At 68.5% G+C, this 20,070-nt stretch carries 19 protein-coding genes; 12 read left to right on the top strand and 7 right to left on the bottom strand.

Going from position 1 to position 20,070, the window contains the following annotated elements; genetic code table 11:
* Positions 1 to 14 precede the first annotated feature (14 nt).
* Positions 15 to 263 carry a mycoredoxin gene (locus ACQP0P_RS41200; protein WP_433366635.1) on the bottom strand — a complete coding sequence of 83 codons (249 nt, stop codon included), beginning with the start codon at positions 261 to 263 and terminating at the stop codon, positions 15 to 17.
* Between the two features lie 58 nt (positions 264 to 321).
* Complete coding sequence (locus tag ACQP0P_RS41195; RefSeq protein WP_433366632.1) at positions 322 to 1,308, bottom strand: alpha/beta hydrolase; 987 nt, start codon at positions 1,306 to 1,308, stop codon at positions 322 to 324.
* A 176-nt stretch (positions 1,309 to 1,484) separates the two neighbouring features.
* Here ACQP0P_RS41195 and ACQP0P_RS41190 point away from each other — a divergent pair, with 176 nt between their 5' ends.
* The 5 genes from ACQP0P_RS41190 to ACQP0P_RS41170 all read left to right on the top strand — a co-directional run bounded on the left by ACQP0P_RS41190 (position 1,485) and on the right by ACQP0P_RS41170 (position 5,491).
* On the top strand, positions 1,485 to 3,548 hold the full coding sequence (locus ACQP0P_RS41190) for an ATP-dependent DNA helicase UvrD2 (protein ID WP_433366629.1): 2,064 nt from the start codon (positions 1,485 to 1,487) through the stop codon (positions 3,546 to 3,548).
* On the top strand, positions 3,545 to 4,411 hold the full coding sequence (gene tesB / locus ACQP0P_RS41185) for an acyl-CoA thioesterase II (RefSeq protein WP_433366626.1): 867 nt from the start codon (positions 3,545 to 3,547) through the stop codon (positions 4,409 to 4,411). Before ACQP0P_RS41190 ends, tesB begins: the two co-directional genes overlap by 4 nt.
* 115 nt (positions 4,412 to 4,526) lie before the next feature.
* Complete coding sequence (locus ACQP0P_RS41180; RefSeq protein ID WP_433366623.1) at positions 4,527 to 4,826, top strand: hypothetical protein; 300 nt, start codon at positions 4,527 to 4,529, stop codon at positions 4,824 to 4,826.
* A gap of 126 nt (positions 4,827 to 4,952) precedes the next feature.
* Positions 4,953 to 5,222, top strand: a complete 270-nt coding sequence (locus ACQP0P_RS41175; protein ID WP_030910441.1) for a WhiB family transcriptional regulator — start codon at positions 4,953 to 4,955, stop codon at positions 5,220 to 5,222.
* A gap of 74 nt (positions 5,223 to 5,296) precedes the next feature.
* Positions 5,297 to 5,491 carry a hypothetical protein gene (locus ACQP0P_RS41170; RefSeq protein ID WP_433366619.1) on the top strand — a complete coding sequence of 65 codons (195 nt, stop codon included), beginning with the start codon at positions 5,297 to 5,299 and terminating at the stop codon, positions 5,489 to 5,491.
* A 286-nt stretch (positions 5,492 to 5,777) separates the two neighbouring features.
* Here the strand turns inward: ACQP0P_RS41170 and ACQP0P_RS41165 are convergent, their stop codons facing one another.
* Both ACQP0P_RS41165 and ACQP0P_RS41160 read right to left on the bottom strand, forming a co-directional pair.
* Entirely contained in the window at positions 5,778 to 7,115 is a 1,338-nt protein-coding gene (locus ACQP0P_RS41165; protein WP_433366616.1) for an ABC1 kinase family protein, read from the bottom strand.
* A gap of 65 nt (positions 7,116 to 7,180) precedes the next feature.
* Entirely contained in the window at positions 7,181 to 8,281 is a 1,101-nt protein-coding gene (locus tag ACQP0P_RS41160; RefSeq protein ID WP_433366613.1) for a ThiF family adenylyltransferase, read from the bottom strand.
* A gap of 213 nt (positions 8,282 to 8,494) precedes the next feature.
* Here ACQP0P_RS41160 and ACQP0P_RS41155 point away from each other — a divergent pair, with 213 nt between their 5' ends.
* From ACQP0P_RS41155 to ACQP0P_RS41145, 3 genes are all read left to right on the top strand, one after another.
* Positions 8,495 to 9,280 (top strand): enoyl-CoA hydratase/isomerase family protein, encoded by a 786-nt coding sequence (locus ACQP0P_RS41155; protein ID WP_433366610.1) that lies wholly within the window; start codon positions 8,495 to 8,497, stop codon positions 9,278 to 9,280.
* Positions 9,281 to 9,421: 141 nt separating this feature from the next.
* Positions 9,422 to 9,937: a M48 metallopeptidase family protein gene (locus tag ACQP0P_RS41150; protein WP_433366607.1), complete on the top strand. Its 516-nt coding sequence runs from the start codon at positions 9,422 to 9,424 to the stop codon at positions 9,935 to 9,937.
* A gap of 14 nt (positions 9,938 to 9,951) precedes the next feature.
* Positions 9,952 to 10,533, top strand: coding sequence for a DUF2064 domain-containing protein (locus ACQP0P_RS41145; RefSeq protein WP_433366605.1), 582 nt, complete (start codon positions 9,952 to 9,954; stop codon positions 10,531 to 10,533).
* Between the two features lie 21 nt (positions 10,534 to 10,554).
* On the opposite strand, the gene ACQP0P_RS41140 is transcribed toward ACQP0P_RS41145, so the two are convergent.
* The 3 genes from ACQP0P_RS41140 to ACQP0P_RS41130 all read right to left on the bottom strand — a co-directional run bounded on the left by ACQP0P_RS41140 (position 10,555) and on the right by ACQP0P_RS41130 (position 13,679).
* Entirely contained in the window at positions 10,555 to 11,541 is a 987-nt protein-coding gene (locus ACQP0P_RS41140) for an endonuclease/exonuclease/phosphatase family protein (protein WP_433366602.1), read from the bottom strand.
* A gap of 297 nt (positions 11,542 to 11,838) precedes the next feature.
* Positions 11,839 to 12,384: an NUDIX hydrolase gene (locus ACQP0P_RS41135; RefSeq protein WP_433366600.1), complete on the bottom strand. Its 546-nt coding sequence runs from the start codon at positions 12,382 to 12,384 to the stop codon at positions 11,839 to 11,841.
* A complete protein-coding gene (locus ACQP0P_RS41130; RefSeq protein ID WP_433366597.1) occupies positions 12,381 to 13,679 on the bottom strand; it encodes a zinc-dependent metalloprotease in 1,299 nt (432 codons plus the stop codon). The genes ACQP0P_RS41135 and ACQP0P_RS41130 overlap by 4 nt, the downstream gene beginning before the upstream one ends.
* Before the next feature lie 79 nt (positions 13,680 to 13,758).
* Here ACQP0P_RS41130 and ACQP0P_RS41125 point away from each other — a divergent pair, with 79 nt between their 5' ends.
* From ACQP0P_RS41125 to ACQP0P_RS41110, 4 genes are all read left to right on the top strand, one after another.
* Complete coding sequence (locus ACQP0P_RS41125; protein ID WP_433382360.1) at positions 13,759 to 14,832, top strand: NAD-dependent epimerase/dehydratase family protein; 1,074 nt, start codon at positions 13,759 to 13,761, stop codon at positions 14,830 to 14,832.
* Positions 14,833 to 15,195: 363 nt separating this feature from the next.
* Entirely contained in the window at positions 15,196 to 15,621 is a 426-nt protein-coding gene (locus ACQP0P_RS41120) for a molybdenum cofactor biosynthesis protein MoaE (protein WP_433366594.1), read from the top strand.
* An 83-nt stretch (positions 15,622 to 15,704) separates the two neighbouring features.
* Positions 15,705 to 16,751: a YlbL family protein gene (locus ACQP0P_RS41115; RefSeq protein WP_433366591.1), complete on the top strand. Its 1,047-nt coding sequence runs from the start codon at positions 15,705 to 15,707 to the stop codon at positions 16,749 to 16,751.
* A 338-nt stretch (positions 16,752 to 17,089) separates the two neighbouring features.
* A complete protein-coding gene (locus ACQP0P_RS41110) occupies positions 17,090 to 20,023 on the top strand; it encodes a UPF0182 family membrane protein (protein ID WP_433366588.1) in 2,934 nt (977 codons plus the stop codon).
* Positions 20,024 to 20,070 lie beyond the last annotated feature (47 nt).

Raw genomic sequence — 20,070 nt, 5'->3', positions numbered from 1 at the left:
GTGCGGTGGGACGGTTACACGCCCGCCAGGATGCGCTTGACCTCGATCACCGAGGGGTTGGTTCTGACGATCTGGCCGGTGGGGGAGTCGACCACGACGGTGGGCACGACCTGGTTGCCGTTGTTGACGCTCATGACGAACGTGGCGGCGTCCGGATCGCTCTCGATGTCGACCTCGTTGTAGGAGATGCCCTCGCGGCTGAGCTGGCTCTTCAACCGCTTGCAGGGGCCACACCAGGTGGTGGTGTACACAGTCAGCGCCATGTCGTGAAAAATCCCCTCATGTGATGTTCGGCGCCATTGGCAACAACGTGAGAGCCCTTCATCTTCCCGATGAGAGAAGCTTCTCCGCGACCCACTGCTGGACCTGCTCCGCCACGCCGGGCAGCCGGTAAAGAGGTGCGCTGTGCTCGATGCCCTGCTCGGTCAGCACCGTCACCGGCACGCCGACCTGCTGCAGGTGCTCCTTGAGTTGCCTGCTGTGCTCCGCCGACACGAACTCGTCCGACGAGTGCACGATCAGCATGGGCGCGTCGCCGCGGCTCGCGTGCCACGGTACCTCCATGCTGGTCCACACCCTGGCGCACTTGCCGGTGGGCCCGCAGCCCCCGGCGAGCTTGATAGCTGAATCGCGCAATTTGCGCTTGTTCTGGTCGAGGGTGCCGATGCCTTCGGTGTACGCGGTGAGCGGGGAGATCACCGGAGAGATGCCGACCACGCCGCGCAGGCCGGGCAGGCCGTTCTTGTAGGTGCCGACGGCGGTGGCCAGATGGCCTCCGGCGGAGAAGCCGACGACCACGTAGTTGTTCGGGTCGAAGGACCAGCGCGCCGCGTGCCGCCGCGCGGTGGCGATGGCACCGAAGGTGTCGGTGCGCGGGGCCGGCCAGGAGGCGTCGCCCGAGAGACGGTAGTTGATGTTGAAGACCACGTAGCCCTGTTCGGCGTAGCTACGGCTCACCTCGGTCATGTACTTCTTGTCACCCGAGGACCACCAGCCGCCGTGGACCAGGAAGACGCCCGGCCGCTTCAGCTCGTCGGGCTGGTACCAGACGTCCATGCGCTGGCGCACGTGCCGGCCGTAGGCCACGGTCTCGACAAGGGTGCCCTGGACCAGCGGGGTGGCCTCCGTGCTCGGAGACAGAGATGGAGATGGAGATGGAGCCGGCGTCGGGGTGGTCTTGCCCACCTTCCCACCACCGACCTGGGTCGGCGCTGAGATCGCGTGTGCGGACGCGGTCGTGTGCAGCACCGCGGGTCCAACCACCGTCGCCGCCAGAGCGAGCGCACCCACGGTTACCCAGCTTCGCACGGGCCTCTTCCTTCCCCGGAACCAGTCGCACCTCATTGTGGGGCAAAAGGCCCACTTTATGCATCTCGGTGATCGATACAGGTTGAAGGCGGCATGTTGCCAGAATGAGCGAGGTTTGGCCAGAGCCTGGGAGGATGTTGCGGCCCGGTCCGTTCGACTGCTTGTAAGGAGGCTCTGTGGGGCCCGACAACATTCTGGCGGCACTGGATCCAGAGCAGCGTGAGGTGGCCGAAGCCGTCCGGGGACCGGTCTGCGTCCTTGCCGGCGCGGGGACGGGCAAGACCCGGGCCATCACCCATCGCATCGCGCACGCCGTCCGCAACGGGGTGGTCGACGCCCAGGGTGTGCTGGCGGTGACATTCACCACACGGGCGGCCGGTGAGCTCAGGCAGCGGCTGCGCCAGCTCGGCGCGCCGGGCGTGCAGGCGCGCACCTTCCACGCCGCCGCACTGCGTCAGCTCACCTACTTCTGGCCGCGGGTCATCGGCGGTGACCCGCCCAGGGTGATCGAGTCGAAGCTGCCGCTGCTGATCGACGCCTGCCGCTCCCTGCGCAAGAACCAGGACCGCCCGGAGCTGCGCGACATCGCCTCCGAGATCGAGTGGGCCAAGGTCACCCAGATCGGCCCCGAGGACTACGCGGCGGCCGCGAAGAAGGCCGGCCGGACCTCGCCCGTACCGGCCGAGGAGGTCTCCCGGCTCTACGAGGCGTACGAGACCCTCCGCCGCGACCGGCACCTGGTCGACTTCGAGACCATCCTGGAGCTCACCGCGGCCGTGATGACCGAGCACCGCGAGGTGGCCAATGAGATCCGCAGGCAGTACCGCTACTTCGTGGTCGACGAGTACCAGGACGTCAACCCGCTGCAGAAGCTGCTGCTCGACACCTGGCTCGGCGGGCGCGACGACCTGTGCGTGGTCGGCGACCCCAACCAGACGATCTACTCCTTCACCGGAGCCACGCCTCGCTACCTGACGGGTTTCTCGGTCGAGTACCCCAACGCCACCGTGATCAAGTTGGTCCGTGACTACCGCTCCACCCCCCAGGTCGTCTCCCTGGCCAACCGGGTGCTCGACAGGGCGAGGACCCCGCACAAGCTCGCCCTGATCGCCCAGCGTCCGGACGGTCCCGAACCGGTTTTCGCCGAGTACGACGACGAGACCGCCGAGGCGGAGGGGGTGACGCGGGCGGTGCGGAAACTCGTCACCGGCGGCGTACCGACCCGTGAGATCGCCGTGCTGTTCCGGGTCAACGCCCAGTCCGAGGCGTACGAGCAGGCATTCAGCAAGGCCGGCCTGCCGTACGTGCTGCGCGGCGCCGACCGGTTCTTCGAGCGCCCCGAGGTCCGCCAGGCGGTCGTGCTGCTGCGCGGCGCCGCACGCTCCGCCGAACCCGGCGACACGCTCACCTCGACCGTGCACCACATCCTGTCCGGCATCGGGCTCACCCCCGAGGCGCCCGGCGGAGGCAAGGCCCGCGAGAAGTGGGAGTCGCTGAAAGCTCTGGCCGACCTCGCCGAGGACCTCGCCACCGCGGGCGCGGACCTGCCCGCCTTCGTCGCGGAGTTGGAGCGCCGGGCCAGTGAGCAGCACGCGCCGCCGGTCGAGGGGGTCACCCTCGCCTCGCTGCACGCGGCCAAGGGCCTGGAGTGGGACGCGGTCTTCCTCGTCGGCGTCACCGAGGGCATGCTGCCGATCATCTACGCGGAGACACCTGAGCAGATCGAGGAGGAACGTCGCCTCCTGTACGTCGGCGTCACCCGCGCCCGAGCCCACCTGGGGCTGTCGTGGGCGCTGGCGCGTTCGCCGGGAGGCAGGCGCTCCCGCAAACCCTCCCGGTTCCTGGACGGGCTGACCGGTCGTGCCACGCAGCGGAGCCGCACACCCGCGGTGGCTGACCGCCGCGCGGTCGCCGCGCCGATCAGCTGCCGGATCTGCGGGAAGACCCTGATGGCCGCCGCCGAGCAGAAGCTCGGCAGGTGTGCCGCCTGTCCCGCGGACTACGACGAGGCACTGCTCGAAGCGCTGAAGGCATGGCGTACGGGAGTCGCGAAGAAGGAGAAGCTCCCGCAGTGGGCGGTCTTCACCGACGTCACCCTTCAGGCCATCGCCGAGCGGGCACCGGTCTCCGAACAGGACCTGTTAACGATTACGGGAATCGGACGCGTCAAACTGGAGCGCTACGGTGAAGCGGTGTTCGAACTATGCCGTGCCGCCGCAAAACATACGGAGGGCGCGTGAACGAGGCGTTAAAGGAGCTCCTGGACCTGCTTGACCTGGAGCAGATCGAGCTCGACATCTTCAGGGGACGCAGTCCCGAGGAGCGTATCCAGCGTGTCTTCGGTGGTCAGGTGGCCGCGCAGGCCTTGGTCGCCGCGGGGCGGACGGTGCCCGAGGGCCGCGACGTCCACTCGTTGCACGCCTATTTCATTCGCCCGGGAGACCCGGCCATCCCGATCGTCTACAACGTGGAGCGGGTCCGTGACGGCCGCTCCTTCACCACCCGGCGGGTGGTGGCCATCCAGCACGGCAAGGCGATATTCACCATGTCGGCCTCCTTCCACGTGCAGGAGACCGGCGTCGAGCACCAGGCGGCCACGATGCCCCAGGTGATCGATCCTGAGGAACTGCCGTCCTACCAGGACCGGATGCTCCAGATCGTGGGGACGAACTCACTGATACGCGAGTGGGCGTCCAAGCCCAGGCCGGTGGACGCCCGCTATGTGACCCCTCTCACCTGGGAGGCCCAACGCGACCCGGAGCTTCGAGGTTCAAACACCAACGTGTGGTTCCGTTATGAGGCGGAGCTGCCCGACGATCCGCTGCTGCACGTGGTGCTCGCCGCCTACGCCTCCGACTTCACCCTGGTCGACACCGTGCTGCTGACCCACGGCCTGGCCTGGGGCGCCTCCAATGTCTCCGGCGCCTCGCTGGACCACGCGATGTGGTTCCACCGCCCCATCCGGGTGGACGAGTGGGTGCTCTACGCTCAGGAGTCGCCGTGGTCGGGGGCGGCTCGCGGGCTCGCCAAGGGCGAGATGTTCACCCGGTCCGGGGAACTGGCCGTGTCGGTAGTGCAGGAGGCGATGATCCGCGTGAGATAGTCGCAAAGTCGCAGGTAGAAAATATGTTGCCCGCTCTGGTGGCCCGGGTTTAGGGTCATGGTCAAGCGAATCGGACGTTCCTGTCCGACGATCTACGAATGGAGGTGAGTCCGCTGTGAAGAACATCCTGATGTCGTCCCAGATGGGGCTTGCTTCCGTGCGTCGTAACACCGGCCTGCCCTGCGGCAGCCAGGTCTCCCTCGCTCGTGTCGCGGCAGCTCCGGCTCTGCAGGACAACCCTGCCCGCTTCCAGGTCGAGGCCGACCGCCAGGCCGCGTCGATCGCCTTCGTGACGACAGAGGCCCCGGCCGTCCCGACCTTCGTGGGCGCCAGCTACGCAGCAACGACCAAGCACATCGGAAACGGTGGACTGCGCGGTCCGCAACCCTGGAGGCATCCTCCGGTCATAATCTGACCGAGGAAAGAGCCTTCAGGCCGCGGATCCGCACCAGGATCCGCGGCCTTCTTGTTTGTCCGCGTCATTCCTGACCCCCACCCAAGAGGTAGCCGAAGATCAACACCTAGCTGAGAGGTGAAACAGATGGGGGCCCAGACGGTCATGGACCTGATCGACGAAGCCACAATCCCCTGTCGTACCGACCCCGACCTGTGGTTCGCCGAGTCTCCGGAGGACGTGGAGTTCGCCAAGGCGCTCTGCGGAGGCTGCCCGATCCGCCAGGCCTGCCTGGCCCGCGCGCTGGAGCGCGAGGAGCCATGGGGAGTCTGGGGCGGCGAGCTCGTTCTGCGGGGGGCGATCGTCCCCCGGAAGCGTCCGCGCGGACGTCCGCGCAAGAACCCGGTCGCTGCCTGAACAATCCGGTCATCGCCCAGACCACCGAGAACTCGATCAACCAGGAATCACACGTTCCCGAAAGGACCATTCCGATGAGCTACTTCGACACCACGGGGCTCGACCTGCCGTCCATGCAAGAAGAACTGGTACGTGACCGAATACGGACCCTCCACCGCGAGGCGGAGGAGCATCGCAGGGCCGCTGGACTTCAACGTCTCCAACGCGCCCAGCGCGGTGCGGAACGCGCCTCGGCGCGCCTGCGTACCGCGCTCCTGCGCCTCGTCTGATCCGTGAGGATCGACGGCGACGTATAGCGGACGCACAGCGGAACACGGCAGATGAATGAGGGGTGACCCGCTCCGGCGGGCCACCCCTCACGCGTTTCGGCGGTCCACCCCTCACAGGTCTCGCCAGGTCGCCGCTACTTGTGCGTCTCGCCGGGTCGCCACTTGTGCGCCTTACCGGGGCCGCCCTGCACGGGTCTCGCCGGGTCGCTCCTCATGCGATTCGGCGGGTCGCCTCTCATGGGCCTCGCCGAACCTCCCCTTACGCGCCTCGCCGGGCCGTCTCCGGTCAGGCGCTGGCGAGGGTGGGCTCTCCCGTATCCTCGTCGGAGAATCCGGGGACCCAGCGGATGACCTCCTGGCGAAAACGGGCGGTGGCGCCGAGCTGGCAGAGCACGCCGATCCCCGCCGTGTGCACCCGATGGATGAGGACGTACGACGCGGGCAGGTTGAGCTGGCGCACCACGTTGCCCGGACGTAGGTCGGTGGCCATGGCGGCCTGCTGCTGGAGCCACTCCCTGCTGAAGGAGAACTCCTCCACGGAGGTCGGCTCGACGTAGGGAGCGAGGAACGCTCGCAGGGCTTCGGTGTCGATCTCGATGTGCGGGCGGATGAACCCCTCGTCGCGCAGGCCCCGGACCACGGTCTCCATGTCGCCGTTGTTGAAGATGCGGGTCAGCTTCCCGAAGAGCGGCGGGTACCCGTCGGGCAGCCGGTTGACCGCGCCGAAGTCGAGCACGCACATCCTGCCGTCGTCGAGGATCCGGAAGTTGCCCGGGTGGGGGTCGGCGTGGAGCATGCCCAGCCGGGCCGGTGAGGAGAACAGGAACCGGACGAGCTGGAGCCCGGCCCGATCGCGCTCCTCCTGGGTGCCGCCGGTGATGATCCGTGACAGCGGGATGCCGTCGACCCATTCGGAGACGAGCACCTGCTCGTTGGCGGCGATGACATCCGGGATCAGGAAATCGGGGTCGTCCTTGAACTCCTGGGCGAAGGCGTGCTGCGCCTCGGCCTCGCGCAGGTAGTCGAGCTCCTCGATCACCCGTTCGCGCAGCTCGTTCAGGACCGCCTTGATGTCGAGACCGGGCAGTAGCACCCCGAAGAGCTTGCCGAGCCTGGCCAGCTGGGTGAAGTCGGAGAGCAGGGCCTTTCCTGCTCCCGGATACTGGATCTTGACCGCGACCGTCCGGCCGTCGTGCCAGACCGCCTTGTGCACCTGCCCGATCGAAGCGGCCGCGGTGGGCTTGTCGTCGAATGACTGGAAGTTCTCCCGCCAGTCGTCCCCCAACTGCTCGACGAGAACCTTGTGCACGGTCGCGGCGGGAAGCGGCGGAGCCGCGTCCTGGAGCTTGGTCAGGGTCGCGCGGTAGGGGCCGGCGATCTCGGCGGGCAGTGCCGCCTCGAAGATGGACAGCGCCTGGCCGAGCTTCATCGCCCCGCCCTTGAGCTCCCCGAGAACCTTGAAGATCTGCTCGGCGGTGCGTTCCTGGATCTCCTGGGCGACGATCTCGGCCGACTTGCCACCGATCCGTTTCCCGAGACCGAGAGCGGTACGGCCGGCGAACCCGATGGGAAGGGCCGCCAGCTTTGCAGAGCGCGCAACGGCGCGACGCGGAAGGTCACTCACCTCGGTTAGCGGCGTGTCCCCCGTTACAGCGAGACGCCGCTCCCTCCCTTCGCTGTGCTTGTCCGTCAGCGGCAGGTAGCCGACGCGACCATTGTTAGCGAACCCAACTCGTTTCGGAAGCAACGACATTGAGGATGAACACTCCAGGATCGCCTTTTCCACGTCCAATCTGGCAATACTTCCATTGTGCTGTTTGTCACAACGGGTTCACGGCCGTCTATCCAAGCAAGCGCATGACCGGTGGCCGATGCCGCCACCAGCGCGGACAGCGTCGTCCCGCACGCGATCTCCCCTGCGGGGAAGCCGCCCAGGCGCGCAGTGACAATGGGCCAGCCGGGGTCGCGATCGCGTCGCGTCAAATCTAGGCAGTGCAGGCACGTGCTCCGGCCAGGTAGCACCAGCGGACCGACCGAACCGAAGGCCTCGAAGGCGGTTGCCAGCAAATGTGGGATTCCCCACTCGACGAGTTCCCTGACGAGGAGGCCGTCCAGAGGCACCACCGGAGCGAGCACCGCCAGGTCGGGCGGCCTGGCTCCGTCGGCCAGCTGGGCGGCGCCGTCGCCGGTCGACGCGGTGAGGCCGGGCGCCAGCCTCCTGGCCACCGCGACCGCACCGTCCTGCCTGCTCATCCCCACCTCCGTCCAGCCGAGCCCGCCGGGGACGACATCCCGTCGCCGGGTCGTACCGGGATCGACGACGCAGATGTGGCCGACTCCTGAGGCGGCGAGCAGGGCGACGACCTGCGCGCCCACCCGGCCCGCGCCGTAGACCCGCACCCGGGCCTGCTGCCTGCGTTCCAGCACGGCAAGCCCTCCGTCGACCGTGCCGGGGGAGAGGGAGAGCGCGTCCAGATCGGGCTGGAGCCGGTCGCGCTCGGCCATCACGAGCGCGCGCAGCGGGCCGGGACCCGCCGCCGCATCGTCCACCACCCCCCGGCTGACCAGCAGATCGAGCAGGGTCCGGCCGCGCTCCTCACCGAGACCCGCGTCGGTGGCGCCGGCCAGCACGCCCGCGAGATCCCTTACGCCGTCCAGACTCTCCACCCAGCGGCGGACCTCCGGCTCCAGATCGCTCAGCACCACCGCGTGCCGGGGATGCAGGCCGAACTGCAGGGTGCGTCGGTCACGGGCGACGCGGCGCAGCGCGGGCTTCAGGCGTGGTCGCATCAGAGGGCCTTTCCTCGAAGGGGGGCGGCCTGCGGGAGAGCCGGTGAGCAGGCTGGCCGGGCGTGCCAGCGTGCCACGCCCCCGCAGGCTCCCGGACGTCTTTCCCGCCGCCTGTGGATAACTCCTGCCCTGTGGACAACTCCCATCGAGCGGGTTTTCCCGGCAGGCCCCTCGGCGGCCGGGCGGAAAGCGTCGTGGACTACGCTCCCCGGCATGAACGAGATCTTGATTGATCGGCGTGAGAACGGTGTCGCGGTGCTCACCCTGAACCTCCCTGACCTGCGCAATGCGATGACCGATGCGATGACCGCCCGGTGGCGGCAGGCCGTCGCCGGCCTCGCGGCGGACCGCGACCTGCGGTGCGTGGTCGTCACCGGAGCGGGGAAGGCGTTCTGCGCCGGGGGAGAGCTGTCCTGGCTCGCGGAGCGGAGGACCGAGGACATCCCCGCCCTACGCGACCGGATGCTCGGCTTCTACCGGACCTGGCTGGCGATCGCCGATCTGGAGGTGCCGACCATCGCCGCGGTCAACGGCGCCGCCGTCGGGGCGGGGTTGTGCCTCGCCCTCGCCTGTGACCTGGTCTACGCCGCCGAGGAGGCCAAGCTGCTCGCCCCCTTCACCTCGCTCGGCCTGCATCCCGGCATGGCGGCCACCTATCTGCTGCCCAGGGTCGCCGGGGTGGGTGTGGCCAGGGAGATGTTGCTCACAGGGCGGACGATGACAGGGCTGGACGCGGCCTCCGCGGGGCTGGTGAACAGGACGTTTCCCGGTGAGTCGCTGATGGCCGAGGTGCTGGGCATCGCGTCGCGGATCGCCGCCAACGCGCCGATCGCCACCCGGCTCACCAAGGTCGCCCTCGCGGGCGGCGGGCACGCCGATCTCGACGCCGCACTGCGTTGGGAGTCCCTTGCCCAGCCGGTCACCATGGCCTCCGACGACATGCTCGAAGGGTTGGCGGCTCAGCGAGAACAGCGGGTCCCGCGATTCGGCAACGCGTGAGACGGCTGATATCCAGGTTAATTAGATAAGTTGTGACCACACTTGATCGCTCCCGCCGAACAATCGGTGAACGGGGATTGACCAGCGGGAACGTGTTCTACCCCCTGGTGTGAATTCGCCATTCTCGGCTACCGTTCATATGTGCCCCCCGAGACAGTCGAGGTCCGCCGAAGTTCTCGCCGCCGGCGGACGGTTTCTGCGTACCGCGACGGTGAGAAAACGATCGTGCTCCTCCCCGCCGGTCTGAGTAGCACCGACGAGGAACAGTGGGTGCGCCGTATGCTCGATCGACTCGCGGCCAAGGAGCAGCGCAGACGTCCCTCGGACGACGACCTCCTCGATCGAGCCGTCGAGCTGTCGGCCCGCTACCTGGGCGGGGAGGCGAAACCGTCGAGCGTGCGCTGGGTGGAGAACCAGAAACACCGTTGGGGCTCGTGCACCCCGGATCACGGAACCATCAGGATCTCCACGCGCCTGAGGGGCATGCCCTCGTGGGTGGTGGACTATGTGATCATGCACGAGCTCGTCCACCTGCTGGTGCCGAGTCACGGTTCGCGCTTCTGGGTGCTCGTGGAACGATATCCCAAGGCCGAGCGGGCACGGGGTTTCCTGGAGGGATTCTCCACGGCGGCCCACGGCTCCGCGGAGGAATGGTGACAGAGGATCGAGTGGTGGCCGTTCTCGTCACGCCCTCCGTGGCGGACGCGGCCCCGCCGGGAATCGACGCCGCCGACTTCCTGACCGCCGTCGCCGAGGACACCTACGAACTCGTCGCCGGGCTCGACTTCGTCTCACCGGTCGTGGTGACGAGCGTACCGGGCATGGAGGAGATCGTCTGGCCGGGCACCCCTGTCGTTGAGATCCCCGACCTCTCGGGGAGCGCCCTGGTCGAGGCAGCTTTCGCCGCCCTGCCCCACGGCGAGCAGGCGGTCCTGCTGAGCGCCGACGCGCCCGACCTGCCTCCGCTGCTCATCGGCAAGCTCTTCCGCGAACTCGGCCGGGCACGGATCGCCGTCTGCCCTGCCGCGGGCGGTGGCACGGTGGCGCTGGCCGCCCACCTGCCCTACCCGGGCTGGGCCTCGGTGGGCTTCGACGACCTCGACCCGGTCAAGGCGCTCCGTGTCTCGGCGCCCGGCAGCCGTATGGTCGCCAGGGGGCCCGGCTGGCATCGCCTGCGCGCTCCCGGAGACCTCCACCTCCTCGACCCGGGCCTCGAAGGCTGGGACAACACCCGGGCGCTGCTCTCGGCCTGAGCGGCCCGGGTGCCCGAGCCGTCAGAGCGAGGGCAGGCGTAGATCGGCGAAGACGGCCCGGTGATCGGTGCCGGGAACGCTGTGCACGCTGACCGCGTTCACGCCCACCCGCCGGTCCACCACGACATGGTCGATCGTGATCAGCGGCGGGACGCGCTTGTTGACCGGCCAGGTGGGGGTCAGCCCCTCTCCGGCGCTGTCGGCCGCGTCCTGATAGCCGCGGCCAAGAAAACGGCGCATGGCCGCGTGGTCGAGGCTGGCGTTGAAATCGCCCGCGAGGATGCGGATCGTGTCGGGAGCGGCGGAGGGCAGGGCGTCCAGCGCCGCCGTCCAGTCGTACACCTGCCTGCCCAGCGGGGGGAAGGGGTGCACGTCGATGACCTCGACGGGCTTGGCGCCGGGGACGGTCATCAGCGCGGCGGGCATGTTGTGCCCGATCGCCTCGAACAGGTTCTCCCTGGGGGTCAGCGGATACCGGGAGTACAGGCCGCTGCCGCCGGCGCTCCACTCCGGCTCCAGCACCTGGTACGGCATGATGCCGCCAAGACCGGACGCCTCCAGCTTCTCGACCATTCCCGGGGTCAGCTCCTGGGTGCTCAGCACGTCCGGGTCCAGCCGCCGGACCAGATCCATCACGGCGTCGGGCTCGGCATGCCCGAACAGCGTGTTGAGCGTCAGCACCCGCAGCGGCGTTCCCGTCACCACATCCCCGGAGCGGAAGGCCCTGGGGAGCACGCTGAGGCCGAGCGCCGCGGTGGTGACCAGCGCGACGGCCGTCGCGGCCCGGTTACGGGTCAGCACGGACAGCAGCACCGGTACGAGCGAGGCGGCCGCCACGTACGGGGTACCGGTCATGAGCTGGGTGGTCAGCGAGTCGCGTTCGAGTCCGGCCACCCGGGCCACCGCCCAGGCGGCGAACGGCGTCACCGCGGCCCAGGCGAGGGATTTGGGGATCCTCCAGCGCCGCGACGGCGTCACGACCGCACCTCTGGCGCTCCTGTCAGCCACGATGTCTACGCTCACAGTGCCCCGATCCGCTCTGTACAGCCTGATTGGCACGAAGATATCCAGGCAGAGGTGAGACAAGCATAAAACGGTCCAACGCCTGCGGAAGACGGCCGGAAATCGACCGATTCATCGGAATCTATGCGTTCCGGGAAGCCGCCGAGACCGGGAATCTCCCGGTGGCCGCCGGGCCGCCCGGTGCGGTCGTCGCCGAGCCGCACCGGGCGAGCGGCCAGCCATCCGGAGCCACAGCGGCACCGAGCCGCAAGAGCCCGAGCCGGTACCGGGTCGGGCTCCCGGTCAACCGGAGCGCAGGGCCTCGCGGGCGCGGAGGGCCAGGCGGCGGGTCGCCTCGTCGGAGAGTTCGGGGATCTCGTCCACGGGGAACCAGCGCAGGTCGAGCGACTCGGCGCTGATCACGGCCTCGACGTCCGCGGGGGCGACCGCGCCGTACTCCACGTCCAGATGGCTGCTGTGCGGCGGATGGCACCAGACCCGGTGCCGGTCGAGTGCCAGCGGGCCGGGCAGCAGCCGCAGGCCCGGAATGCCGGACTCCTCGGTGGCCTCACGCATCGCCACCGCCTCAAGGGAGACGTCGCCGCGCTCGCAGTGGCCGCCCATGGGCAGCCACATCCCGGCCTTGGGGTGCAGCGTCAGCAGAACCCGCTCGCCGTCGTGGGAGAGCACCGCGGTCGTGGCCGTCAGGTGACCGGTGACGCACTCGCGCCACATCGCGTCATCATGGGCGTGCAGGTGATCAAGGAACCCCTTGCGGAGGATCTCCTCCTCCGCCGTGGGTGCGGTCCACCCCGTGAGCACGTCCCGCGCGTCGGAGCGCAGGCTCACGCGCCGCCCCCACCGGTGTCGCCCTTGTCATCGTCCTCGCCGGGAGCTGCGGGAGGCTCGCGCAGAGATCCCTCCAGGGACGACAGGTCGAGCTCGGGCTCGCCCCGTACGAACCCCTCGGGGTTGTCGAGGTCGTCGGCGGTGGGCATGAGGTCGGGGTGGCTCCAGACCGCGTCGCGGCCGTCGATGCCCCGGTCGGATTCCAACGCCTGCCACAGGGTGGCGGCCTCGCGCAGGCGGCGGGGCCGGAGTTCGAGGCCGACGAGCGTGGCGAAGGTCTGCTCCGCGGGGCCGCCGGTCGCCCTGCGGCGCCGTACGGTCTCCGCTAGTGCCGTCGCCGAGGGGAGCTTGCCGTCCGCGGCGCCGTCCACGACGGTGCCGACCCAGCCCTCGACGAGAGCGAGCATGGTCTCCAGCCGGGACAGGGCGGCCTTCTGCCGCTCGGTCTCCTCGGGCTTGAGCAGGTTGCCGCCGCTCAGCGCCTGCTGGAGCTGCTCGGGATTGTTGAGATCGAGCCCGCGGAGCTGCTCCTCCAGGGCGGAGGCGTCCACCGTGATGCCCCTGGCGTACTCCTCCACGGCTCCGAGCAGGTGCGCGCGCAGCCATGGCACGTGCTGGAACAGCCGGTGGTGGGCCGCCTCACGCAGGGCGAGATAGAGGCGGATCTCCTCGGCGGGGGTCTCCAGACCCTGGCTGAACGCCGAGATGCCGCCGGGCAGCAGGGCGGCGTTGTCCGACAGCGGCAGGCCGATGTCGGTGGCGCCGATCACCTCCAGGGCGAGCGAGCCGATGGCCTGGCCGATCTGCTGGCCGACCATCATGCCGCCCATCTGCTTCATCATTCCCATCAGCGGCCCGGCCATGGCCTGAGCTTCCGGGGGCAGACCGGAGGCGCCGAGCGTGCCGCTCATGGTCTCGACCATGCGGGCGGCGATCGGGTCACAGAGCTTCTGCCAGACGGGGACGGTCTTCTCGATCCACTCCGAACGGCTCCACGCCTGAGGGTTGCTCACCCCGCTCGGTAGGGAGGTGGCCTCATTGAGCCAAAGGTCGGCCAGGTTCAGGGCGTCGACGACCTGGCGTCGCTCGCCCTCCATGACACTGGGATCGCCCTCGGCGACCACAACGTGCCGTGCGATGTTCTTCGCCATGTCCCAGTTGACGGGACCTGAGGTCGGCGGAGCGGAGAGCATGTCAGCGAACTGGCGCATTGCCGCTGCGATCTGCTCCGGGTCGCCGAACATGGCGAACGGATTGTCGTTGGGGTCGTTTTCCCGACCTGGCAAGTCAGTCACCGCTCTACCTCGTGCAGGATGGAGGAGTCCACATCCGCCACGTTATCCGTCGCATGGCGGGTCAGTGCAAAGTGAGGACCTGGTGCCTACCTCGAAACGCTCCCGGCCCCCTGTCGTCGCCGTCACCGGCGCAGCCTCGGGCCTAGGCCGTGCTTTCCTCGCGAAGGTCGCCTCGTCTGCGGATTTCCGCAGGGTTGTGGCCATCGACGAGCAGCGCGGCGATGTGCCCGATGTCACATGGCGGGTGCTCGATGTTCGAGATCCGCTCTTGGCGAACCGCATATCCGATATTGACGTGCTCGTGCACCTGGCCGGTGACTACGCGCTCGACGCCGACCCCGCGGAGCGACGCGCCTACAACCTGCGCGCGGCCCAGACGGTGCTCACCGCCAGTGCCGCGGCGAGGGTGCGGCGGGTCGTGCTGGTCACCAGCGCCATGGTGTACGGAGCCGTGCCCGACAATCCCGTCCCGCTGCCTGAGGATTCCGAGGTCGCCGCCGAGCCGGATACGGGCATGGTCGGCGACCATCTGGAGATCGAGGCACTGGCCCGGCGCTCCCTGCGCAGCCATCCCGGTCTCGACGTGACCGTGGTCAGACCCGCGGTCGTGGTCGGCCCCGGCGTCGACAGCGTGGTGACCCGGCACTTCGAGGCGCCCCGGCTGCTGACCGTCAAGGGATGCAACCCCCGCTGGCAGTTCTGCCACGTGGACGACCTGGTCTCGGTCCTGGAGATGGCGGCGCTCGGCACGGTCTCCGGGGTGGTGGCCGTCGGAGGCGAGGGCTGGCTGGAGCAGGAGCAGGTGGAGGAGATCTCCGGGCTGCGCCGGCTGGAACTGCCCGCAGGGCTGACCTTCGGAACCGCCCAGCGCCTGCACCGCCTCGGCGTCACCCCGGCTCCGGCCACCGACCTGCACTACGTCGTCTACCCCTGGGTGGTCGACTGCGCGACACTGCGCGAGGTCGGCTGGAAGCCGATGTGGACCAACGAGGCCGCGTTCGAGCAGCTCCTGGAGCTGCGTGGCGGCAGGCACGCCGTCGTGGGCCGCCGTCTGTCCGGCAAGGAGGCCACGCTCACCGCGGCCGGCGCCACCGTCGCCGTCCTCGGCACCGCGGCGATCGTCCGCGCCGCCCGCAAGAAGCGCCGCCCCTGACAGCCGCCCGGCAAGCCCGAGCGAGCTTCTGAGGGACCGGCCGTGCCGGGGGACTGGACCTCCGCCCTGTGCCCATGGCCCGAGGGACGACCCAGGAGGACGTGCCTGTGACCATGGCCTGAGGGACTTCCCGTGAGGCCGCGCCGGCGACTGGACTGAGGAGAGCGGGGTCGCGAGGTACGAGCGGCCCCGGTCGACGAGGGAAGGAGCCGGGTAAGAGCGGCCGAACCGCGACGCGCAGCGTCGCCAGTGGTACAGAGCCGGGTAAGAGCGGCCGAACCGCGACGCGCAGCGTCGCCAGTGGTACAGAGCCGGGTAAGAGCGGCCGAACCGCGACGCGCAGCGTCGCCATAAACTCTGTGTGTGGATGTCATCCGGTTGCTCGATATTCGCGACAGCGTGCTCTCCGTCGACGAGGTGCTCGCCGCCGTCGGCAATCACGCCGCGGGTGGTACGACGGTCTTCGTCGGCACGGTACGAGAAGAGGATCACGGCAGGCCGGTCACGAGCCTGTCCTACTCGGCACACCCGAGTGCCACGGGCGAGCTGCGCCGGGTGGCCGAGAAGATCGCCGCGGACTTCCCGGTGACCGCCCTGGCGGCCGTCCACCGGGTCGGCGACCTGAGGCTCGGCGACGTCGCGGTCGTCGTGGCGGTCGCCGCGCCGCACCGCGGTGAGGCGTTCGAGGCATCCAGAAGGTTGATCGACGATCTCAAGAGCCAGGTCCCCATCTGGAAGAACCAGTTTTTCACCGACGGTTCCTCCGAGTGGGTGGGAGCCTGCGATTGATCTCGGCTGAGGGGTATGCGCCCGTCGGCGCGGCGGCGTCCGGGTGCGGTTTCATGACCTGTCGTACGGCATAGGCTTTGTCCATGTCCCGACGAGCCCTGACTTTGATGGTGGCGGGCTTCCTCACGCTCATGCTCGCACTGGTCGGCGCCGTGCTGCCGGTGCCGTACGTCGTGCTGAGCCCTGGGCCGACCGAGAACACCATCGGTGACGTCGACGGCAAACCGGTGATCAGCATCGAGGGACACCAGACGTATCCGACCGACGGCAAGCTCAGCCTCGTCACCGTCGCCTACCAGGGTGGCCCCGGGACCAGGATCGACCTGTTCAGCGCGCTCAGGGGATGGATCGATCCCACCATCGCGGTCGTGCCCGAGGAGACGATCTTCCCTCCGGCGACCACCGCCAAGGAGGTCGAGGAGCAGAACACCCAGGAGATGACGAACTCCCAGGACGATGCGACCGCGGCGGCGCTGACCGAGCTGAGGATTCCCTACAACTCGATCGTGACCGTGGGCTCCGCGGAGAAGGGCATGCCGGCCGACGGGAAGTTCAAGGCCGGTGACGAGATCGTCTCGGTGGACGGCACGCCCGTGGCCGATCGGGAGACCGTCTCCTCCTCCGTTCGCAAGCACAAGCCGGGCGAAGAGGTCAGTTTCGTCGTCAACCGTGGCGCCCAGAGCCTGACCATCGCCGTCCCTACCGTCGCCGGTAAGGACGGAGCACCCATCGTGGGCATCACCATGCGGGTCGGCTACAAGTTCCCCTTCGAGGTCAAGATCAATGTTGGCGACGTCGGCGGGCCGAGCGCGGGGATGATGTTCTCCCTGGGCATCGTCGACAAGCTCACCCCGGGGTCGTTGACCGGCGGCAAGTCCATCGCGGGGACCGGAACGATCACCGCGGAGGGTGACGTGGGCCCGATCGGCGGCATCCAGCAGAAGATGGTCGGTGCCAGGAGGGCCGGTGCGACGGTCTTCCTGACCCCGGCCGACAACTGCGCCGAGGCGGTCAGAGCGATCCCGGACGGGCTCAGGCTGGTCAAGGTCGAGACGCTGCGCGAGGCCGTTCAGGCGATCGACTCGATCCGCACCGGCTCGGGTTCCGTGCAGAGCTGCCCGACCGGCTGACGCCGGAACCGGGCCGGATGCCGACCGTGCGCCAGGACGTCACGGTGCCCCCGATCCGCGGTGGAGGAGCGGCTCCGCGGGCTCGACGACGAGGTGAGCGTCATGTCTGATTTGCAAAGAAAGTTGAATTTTCGGGCCTGGACTTCGTCATGGGGCACTCATCAGGACCCTTGTGCGTTGCTACCGATGGACCCGATACCAGTGGACGTTGTGGCCGGACCGTGCCCGAAAGGCTAAGCGCGCCCCAACTCTCGCCGGTGTAGGTTTCCAGACACGGACCGTGCTCTTACGACAAGGGGTTGGCCTTGAGCTTCCGGACCCCCGGAGCCGGTAGGGCAATGCGCTTGCCCCGCCGGCCACGACTGCTACTTCCCGTCGCGATCACTCTGGTCGTGATAGTCGCGTTATTCTTCCTCTTTGCCGGTATTTTTACCGACTACCTCTGGTACAAATCGGTCGACTACACAGCCGTCTTCTCCGGCGTGATCGTTACTCAGATCCTCCTGTTCGTCGTCGGTGCGCTGCTGATGGTCGGCATCGTCGGCGGCAACATGCTGATGGCGTACCGCATGCGGCCGATGTTCGGCCCCGGGATGTTCGGCGGCGCCAGCGGTGCCGACCGGTATCGGATGGCCCTCGACCCGCACCGCAAGCTGATCTTCCTGATCGGTGTGGCGGTGCTCGGCCTGTTCGCGGGATCATCCTTCTCCGGTCAGTGGAAGACCTGGCTGGAGTTCATCAACGCGACGCCGTTCGGTGAGACCGACCCGCAGTTCGGCTACGACATCTCCTTCTTCATGTTCACCTATCCCTTCATCCGGATGGTGCTGAACTTCCTGTTCGTCGCGGTGGTGCTGTCCGCCCTGCTGTCGGCGATCGTGCACTACCTGTACGGCGGGTTCCGGCTCCAGTCACCCGGCGTGCACGCCTCGCGCGGTGCCCGGGCACACCTTTCGGTGCTGCTCGGCATCTTCGTGCTGCTGAAGGCGGTCGCCTACTGGTACGACCGGTACGGGCTGGTCTTCTCCGACCGGGGCTTCAGACACGGTGCCTCGTACACCGACGTCAACGCGGTGCTTCCCGCCAAGAACATCCTGGCGATCATCGCGCTGATCTGCGCCGTCCTGTTCTTCGCCGGGGTCGTGCGATCCGGCGGCATGCTGCCGGGCGTCGGCTTCGGCCTCCTGGTGCTCTCGGCCATCCTGATCGGCGGGGTCTACCCGGCCCTGGTCGAGCAGTTCCAGGTGAAGCCGAACCAGCAGGGCAAGGAGCAGGAGTACATCAAGCGCAACATCGACGCGACACGAAAAGCCTACGGCGTGGACGACGCCGAGGTGATCGACTACACGGCTCAGGGCGACCCGAGCAAGGTCAACGTCACCGCCGACAGCTCCATCTCCGGCGTGCGCCTGCTCGACCCGAGCCTGGTCGCCAAGACCTACCAGCAGAAGCAGCGGATCCGTGGTTACTACGACTTCCACGAGCCGCTCGACGTCGACCGCTACCCCGACGCGGACGGCACGATCCGTGACACCGTCGTCGCCGTGCGAGAGCTCACCGGACCGCCGGCGGAGCAGAACAACTGGATCAACCGGCACCTCGTCTACACCCACGGCTACGGCTTCGTGGCCGCGCCCGGCAACGAGGTCGACTCCGAGGGCCTGCCCAACTTCGACGCCAAGGACATGCCGGTCACCGGCTCCCTGTCGGAGCGGACGAAGCTCAAGGAATCGCGGATCTACTTCGGCGAGGCACCCGCTTCGACCCAGTACGTCGTCGTCGGCGGCGGCGGGGAGAAGCAGCAGGAGCTCGACTACCCCGAGAGCGGCGGCACCGGTCAGAAGAACACCACCTACGACGGCAAGGGCGGGGTCCCTGTCGGTTCGTTCATCAACAGGATGCTCTACGCCGCCAAGTACGGCGAGATCAACCTGCTGCTCTCCGGGGACATCAACGCGAACTCCAAGATCCTTTACGAGCGCAACCCGCAGGAGCGCATCGCCAAGGCGGCGCCGTTCCTGAGCCTGGACGACAACCCCTATCCCGCCATCGTCGACGGCAGGGTGGTCTGGATCTCCGACGCCTACACCACCTCCAACGCCTACCCGTACTCCCAGAGCAAGAGCCTGGAGGCGATGACGCGGGACACCATCACCGACCCGCGCCTGGTGGTGCCGCAGCCGCGTGACCAGATCAACTACATGCGCAACTCGGTGAAGGCCGTGGTCGACGCCTACGACGGCACCGTCAGCCTGTACGCGTGGGATGAGAAGGACCCCATCCTGCAGACCTGGCGCAAGGCCTTCCCCGGCATCATCAAGCCGCAGACGGAGATGTCGCCCGACCTCAAGCAGCACCTGCGCTACCCGGAGGCGCTGTTCAAGGTCCAGCGCGACGTGCTCTCCCAGTACCACATCTCCGACCCGAACGCCTTCTACAGCGGCCAGGACTTCTGGAACGTCCCGAACGACCCGTCCGGCGACCGCGACACCAAGCAGCCGCCGTACTACCTGTCGGTCAAGATGCCGAAGACCTCGGCGCCCTCGTTCTCGCTGACGACCACGTTCGTGCCGCGTCAGGGGCCCAACCTGGCGGCGTTCATGGCCGTGGACGCCACCCCCGGACCGGATTACGGGAAGCTGCGCATCCTGCGCATGCCGTCCAACACCACGATTCCCGGACCCGGCCAGGTGCAGAACAACTTCCAGAACAAGTTCTCCGGCGAGCTCAACCTGCTCGGACTCGGCCAGGCGAAGGTCCGCTACGGCAACCTGCTGACCCTGCCGTTCGCCGACGGCCTGGTCTACGTCGAGCCGGTCTACGTGGAGATCGCGGCCGCCTCCGGCCAGGAGCCGTACCCGATCCTCCGCCGGGTCCTGGTGGCCTACGGCAGCAAGGTCGGTTCGGCAGACACGCTCAAGGGCGCGTTGGAGCAGGTCTTCGGCGGCGGAACCCCGAGCACGCCGCAGGGCGAGAACACGTCTGGTGGGGCGAAGCCGGAGGAGGCCAAGCCCACCACCGAGCTGGCCAAGTCGATCGACGAGGTGCAGAAGGCGTACGACAAGGCGCAGGAGGCGCTCCAGGCGAACCCGCCGAACTGGACCGAGTACGGCGCCGCCCAGCAGGAGCTTGAGAAGGCGCTGGGCAAGCTGAAGGACACCGCCGAGACAACGGGCGTCACCCCCAGCCCGTCACCCTCGGCGACACCGTCCGGCACACCGGCTCCGTCGGCGACACCGTCGGCGACGCCATCGCCCCCGCCAAGTCCCTAGGGGGCGGCACAGGGCCCAGCGCTATTCGATTCGCGTCCACCTCCAAA

Origin of the sequence: Streptosporangium sp. CA-115845 (genome assembly GCF_050943795.1) — a bacterium.
In the GTDB taxonomy this organism is placed as follows: Bacteria; Actinomycetota; Actinomycetes; order Streptosporangiales; family Streptosporangiaceae; genus Streptosporangium.
The sequence above is the reverse complement of the archived record's forward strand: the minus strand, read 5'-3'. Positions and strand labels throughout refer to the sequence as shown.